This is a genomic window from Amycolatopsis sp. NPDC004368 (assembly GCF_053602515.1).
This window is the reverse complement of the sequence record NZ_JBSGDT010000036.1, coordinates 41,041-45,994: the sequence shown is the minus strand read 5'-3', so window position 1 is coordinate 45,994 and position 4,954 is coordinate 41,041. Positions and strand designations below refer to the sequence as shown.

General features: G+C 73.0%; 4 protein-coding genes. 1 reads left to right on the top strand and 3 read right to left on the bottom strand.

The window, feature by feature from the left end:
- The first annotated feature begins 14 nt into the window (after positions 1-14).
- On the top strand, positions 15-224 hold the full coding sequence (locus ACWEOE_RS34515) for an MbtH family protein (protein WP_452016686.1): 210 nt from the start codon (positions 15-17) through the stop codon (positions 222-224).
- A gap of 95 nt (positions 225-319) precedes the next feature.
- Here ACWEOE_RS34515 and ACWEOE_RS34510 read toward each other — a convergent pair whose 3' ends face one another.
- The 3 genes from ACWEOE_RS34510 to ACWEOE_RS34500 all read right to left on the bottom strand — a co-directional run bounded on the left by ACWEOE_RS34510 (position 320) and on the right by ACWEOE_RS34500 (position 4,940).
- Entirely contained in the window at positions 320-1,396 is a 1,077-nt protein-coding gene (locus tag ACWEOE_RS34510; protein WP_452016684.1) for an iron-siderophore ABC transporter substrate-binding protein, read from the bottom strand.
- Positions 1,397-1,488: 92 nt separating this feature from the next.
- Entirely contained in the window at positions 1,489-3,252 is a 1,764-nt protein-coding gene (locus ACWEOE_RS34505) for an ABC transporter ATP-binding protein (RefSeq protein ID WP_452016682.1), read from the bottom strand.
- Positions 3,249-4,940 (bottom strand): ABC transporter ATP-binding protein, encoded by a 1,692-nt coding sequence (locus tag ACWEOE_RS34500; RefSeq protein WP_452016680.1) that lies wholly within the window; start codon positions 4,938-4,940, stop codon positions 3,249-3,251. Before ACWEOE_RS34500 ends, ACWEOE_RS34505 begins: the two co-directional genes overlap by 4 nt.
- Between the last annotated feature and the right edge of the window lie 14 nt (positions 4,941-4,954).

The window sequence follows — 4,954 nt, the reverse complement described above, 5'->3', positions numbered from 1 at the left end:
GAAAGGACGACACCATGACCAACCCCTTCGAAAACCCCGACGGCACGTATCTGGTGCTCACCAACGACGAAGGCCAGCACAGCCTGTGGCCCGAGTTCGTCGCCGTGCCGGCCGGCTGGACCACCGCGTTCGGCCCGGACGCCCGCCAGGCGTGCCTGGACTACGTGGAACGGAACTGGACGGACCTGCGGCCGAAGTCCCTCATCGAGGCCATGGAGTCCTGACCCCAGAACGAAACCGCACGACCGAAACCGCACGACCGAAACCGCCCGGCCGGGAACTTTCCCGGCCGGGCGGTTTCGTCTGTGTGCGGCGGAGATCAGGCGGCGGGCTTGACCTCGGTGGCCGGGTTGCCGTCGACGGCCGCGCTGAGCTGCGGGACGAGGCGCTCGAGGGTGTAGGGCAGGCTGAGCACGCTGACGAACGAGGTGGCGCTGCCGTAGGTGCTCGGGTCCTCGATGAAGACCTCCCGCTTCTGCTTCGCGACGTCCAGGCCCGAGTACAGCTTGTCCTTCGCCAGCGTGTCCTGGCCGGCCTGCAGGCTGGCGACGATCCAGACGAGCGCGCCGACGTTGAGCAGGTCGGTGCGCTCGGCGCTGATGTTGGCCCCGAACTTGTCGCCGATGACCTGGTCGAGGTTCGGCGGCAGGGTGAAGCCGAGTGAGGTCAGGATCCGCGAGCGCGGGTCCTGGCTGCCGTAGACGAAGTAGCCGTCGTACTGGGTGGCCATCAGCGCGGTCTTGCCGGCGAACTCCGGGTGCGCGGCCTTGGCCTTCGCGAACTGGTCCTCGACGCCGGCCACGAGCGCGTCGGCTTCCTTGGCCCTGCCCACGGCCTTGCCGACCGTCTTGGTCGTCTCCTGCCAGGGGATGCCGTAGTCGTTGTACTGCTTGGGCTGCGCGATCGTCGGGGCGATCTTCGACAACGTGGTGTACTGCTCCTGCGTGAGCGCGGAGTAGAGGCCGATGATGAGATCCGGCTTCAGCGCGGCGATCTTCTCGAACTGCGGCCCGTCGGCGTCCTTCAGCACGGTCGGCAGGGGCGCGTTGCCGAGCTTCGCCTTGGCCCACGGCGCGATGGCGCCGGGGAAGTTGCCGAGCCAGTCGGTGGTGCCCACGGGCACGACACCCAGGGCCAGCAGGGAATCCTGCTCGGTGAGGCCGACGGTGACGACGCGCTGGGGCGCCTTCTCGATCGTCGTGGAGCCGTACTTGTGCTCGATGGTGACCGGGAACGCGCCGGGATCCGTCGCGCCGGAGGCGGCGGTGGAACCGGGCGTGGTGGAGGTGCCGGAGCCGCACGCGGTGAGCGCGCCGGCGAGCACGAGGGCCGCGGCGAGCGCCCCGGCGATCCGGGCGCGCCCGCGCCCGGCGGACAGGAGGGAGAAGCGGGCCATCGTCGGTCCTTTGCGGTCGCTCTCGATTAATCAGGTTTGCCTAACCTAAGACGAACCGTTGATCGAGGCAACCACCCGCGCTGCGGTACGGCTCACTCCGGGCCGCTGCGGGTCCCTGACCAGGCCGCCCACAGCGTCGCGTACCGCCCGCCCGCCGCCACCAGCTCGTCGTGCGTGCCCGTCTCGACGACCGCGCCGGCGTCGAGCACCACGATCCGGTCCGACGCCGCCGCCTGCGTGAGCCGGTGGGCGACCACGAGCCCGGTGCGCCCGGCGAGTGCCGCCGCCGCGGCCGCCTCCAACGTCTTCGCGCCCGCGCTGCCCGCCTCGGCCGTCGCCTCGTCGAGGATCGCGACCGGCGGGTCGGCCAGCACGAGCCGCACGAGCGCGAGCTGCTGCGCCTGCGCGACGGTGAGCTGGTGCCCGCCTTCGCCGACGACGGTGTGCAGCCCCTCCGGCAACGCCTCGGCCCACTCCCGCGCGCCCACGGTGGCCAGTGCCGCACGTAGGTCCTCTTCGGACGCTTCCGGTCGCGCCAGGCGCAGGTCGTCGGCCAGCGTGCCGCTGAACACGTGCACCTCCTGGCTGATGAGCGCGACGGTGCGGCGCGTCCCGGCCGGGCCCAGCTCGTCGAGCGGCACGCCGCCGAGCGACACCGAACCCGAGCCCGGCCGGTGGATTCCGGCGATGAGCTTCGCCAGCGTGGTCTTGCCGGCGCCGCTCGCGCCGACCAGCGCGACGCGCTCTCCCGGTGCGAGGTCGAGGTCCACCTCGCGCAGCACCGGGTGTCCGTCCACATAGGAATGCCGCAGTGCGCCGGCCTTCACCGACGAATCAGCCGGGCGGGCCGGCAGCCGCGGTTCGACCGGTGCGGGCAGGTCGGCCACGCCGATCAGCCGCGCGAGGCTCGCCGCGGCCGCCTGGGCGTCGTCGACGAGGGCGAGCGCGGTGTTGATCGGGTTGAAGAGGCTGTGGAAGTACAGCGCCGCCGCGGTGGCGACGCCGACCGTCGCGAGGTTCGCGCCCACGAGCAGGTAGCCCGCCGCGAGCACGGCCGCGAGCCCGACGAACTCGGCGAGGTTCAGCCGGCCGAAAAACCTGGTGACGAGCCGGATTCCGCGCAACGCCAGCTCCACGGCACCGTCGGAGCGCTGCCGCACGCGCTCCACGTGCTCGTCGGCCAGCCGGAACGCGCGCACGGTTTTCGCGCCGCCGATCGTGTCGAGCAGCTGCTGTTGCTGCGCGCCGACCGCGGCCCGCTGCGCCGCGTAGAGCGGCTTCGCCTCCCGCACGTACCAGCGCACGGTGTGCAGCTGGATCGGCACGGCGAGCAGGGCGGCGAGGAGGAACCGCCAGTCGAGCACGGCCATGGCCACGAGCGTCAGCACGATCGTGAGCACCGACCGGCCCAGTTCCGGCAACGCCTCGCGCACGGCTTCGGCGACCACCGACACGTCATTGGTCACGCGGGTGGTGAGGTCGCCGGACCCGGCCTTCTCCACCTGTTCCAGTGGCAGGCCCAGCGCCCGGTCGACGAACCGCTCGCGCAGGTCGGCGAGCATCGTCTCACCGAGGCGCGCGAGCATCGAGGTTCCGATGGCCGTCGCGATCGCCGAGGCGACGGCGACCAGCACGAGCTCGACCACCGGCGTCACGAGGTCGGTGGCCGGGCGGTGCTGCGCGACGATGTCCACGACCCGGCCCAGCAGCGGCGCGGTGAGCAGGCCGATGGCCGTGGCCGCGATGACGAACGCGAGCGACCCGGCGGCACGCGCTTTCGCGCGGCGCAACAGCTCGCCCAGCACGACGCGGATGCGGTGCCCGTCCGCGGTCGGGAGCAGTTCACGCTCGCTCACGACAGCACCGCCGCGCGGTAGTCGGCGCGCTCGCGCACGAGGCCGGCGTGCTCACCTTCGGCGACCACCCGACCTTCGTCGAGCAGCACCACGCGGTCGGTGGCCGCGAGCAGGGCCGGGCTGGTCGTGACCACGATCGTGGTGCGGCCGCGGCGTACCTGCGCGACCCCTGCCGCGATGCGCGCCTCGGTGACCGTGTCGACGGCCGTGGTCGGGTCGTGCAGCACGAGCACCGGGGTGTCGGCCGCCAGCGCCCGCGCGAGCGCGACGCGTTGCCGCTGCCCGCCCGAAAGCGACCGTCCGCGTTCGGTGACGGCCGTGGCCGGGCCCGCCGGCAGTGTGCTCGCCACCTCGTCGGCTGCCGCGGCCGCCAGCACCGCGTCCGGCACCGCCGGCCTGCCCGCCCGCACGTTCTCCTCCAGTGTTCCTTCGAACAGATCGGCGTCGTGGGCCGCCACGAGCACCACCTCCCGCACGTGGTCCGGGTCCACAGTGGACAGATCGACGGCATCGACGCGCACTGCTCCCGCGCCGGGGTCGGTGAAGCGGCCCAGGCAATCGAGCAGGTCGGTCGCGGTGGCCGGGTCGGCCGTGACGATCCCCAGCAGCTGCCCGGCGGGCACGGACAGGTCGAGGTCCCGCAGTTTTCCGTGCGTCACCCCGGACAGCTCGATCCCACCCGCGGTGCGCGCCGGCAACGGCGAGCTGCCCTCGGGCACGGCGAGCGGAGCGTCGAGCACCGCGGCGACGCGTCCGGCCGAGGCGCGGCCCTGCGCGAACTGACCGTTGACCCACGCGAAGATCCCGAACGGTCCCTGCAGGAATTGCGCGAGCCCGACCGCCGCGACGAGGTCGCCGATGCTGATGTCGCCGTTCGCCGCGAGGTTCCCGCCGACCAGCGCCACCAGCGCGATGAAGATGCCGGTCAACGCGAGCAGCGCGCCGTTGTGCCAGGCCTGCGCGCGGGCGGCCCGGACGGTGGCGGCGAGCGACGTGCGGCTGGTGCGCCGGTAGCGCTCGACGGCGGCCGGTTCCGCACCGATGCCCTTGAGCACCCGCAGCCCCGCCACGAGGTCGGCCGCCACGCCCGACGCGTGCGCCGCGCGTTCCTGCTCCACCTCGCTGCGCTTCTCCAGCGGCTTGCCGATCAGGTGCGCGAGGAACAGCAACGGGGGAGTGCCGAGCAGCACCAGCAGGCCGAGCGGCACGGACATCCGCAGCAGCGCGATCGCGCTCACGACGAGGCCGGCGAGCGCCGAGACCCCGAACGGCACCACGAAGTTCACCATCCCGACGCGGCGCGCGTCCGACGTCCCGATGCTGGCCAGCTCACCCGCGAGCGCCCCGGTTTCGGTGCCACCACGGGAATGCAGCACTCGCCGCGACAGCGCGAGCCGGATGTCGTGGGCCGCGCGCTCGGCCGCGGCCTCCGCGGCCCGGGCGCCGAAGCGATAGCTGTACGAGAGCACCAGGAACACCAGCGCCAGCACACCCAGCCAGGTCAGCAGGGTGAGCACGGAGCTGTCGGCCACGGCACGGTCGATGACCACACCGATCACCACGGGCACCAGCGCTTCGCCACCCTGGTGCGCGGCGGCGAGGACCGACGCGAGCGTCACGGCCCCCCGCTGCCCGGCGATCGCGCGCCGCAGCACGTTACGCCCGGTCGTCGCTGCAGCCGTCGTCACCGGCGCCCTCCCGT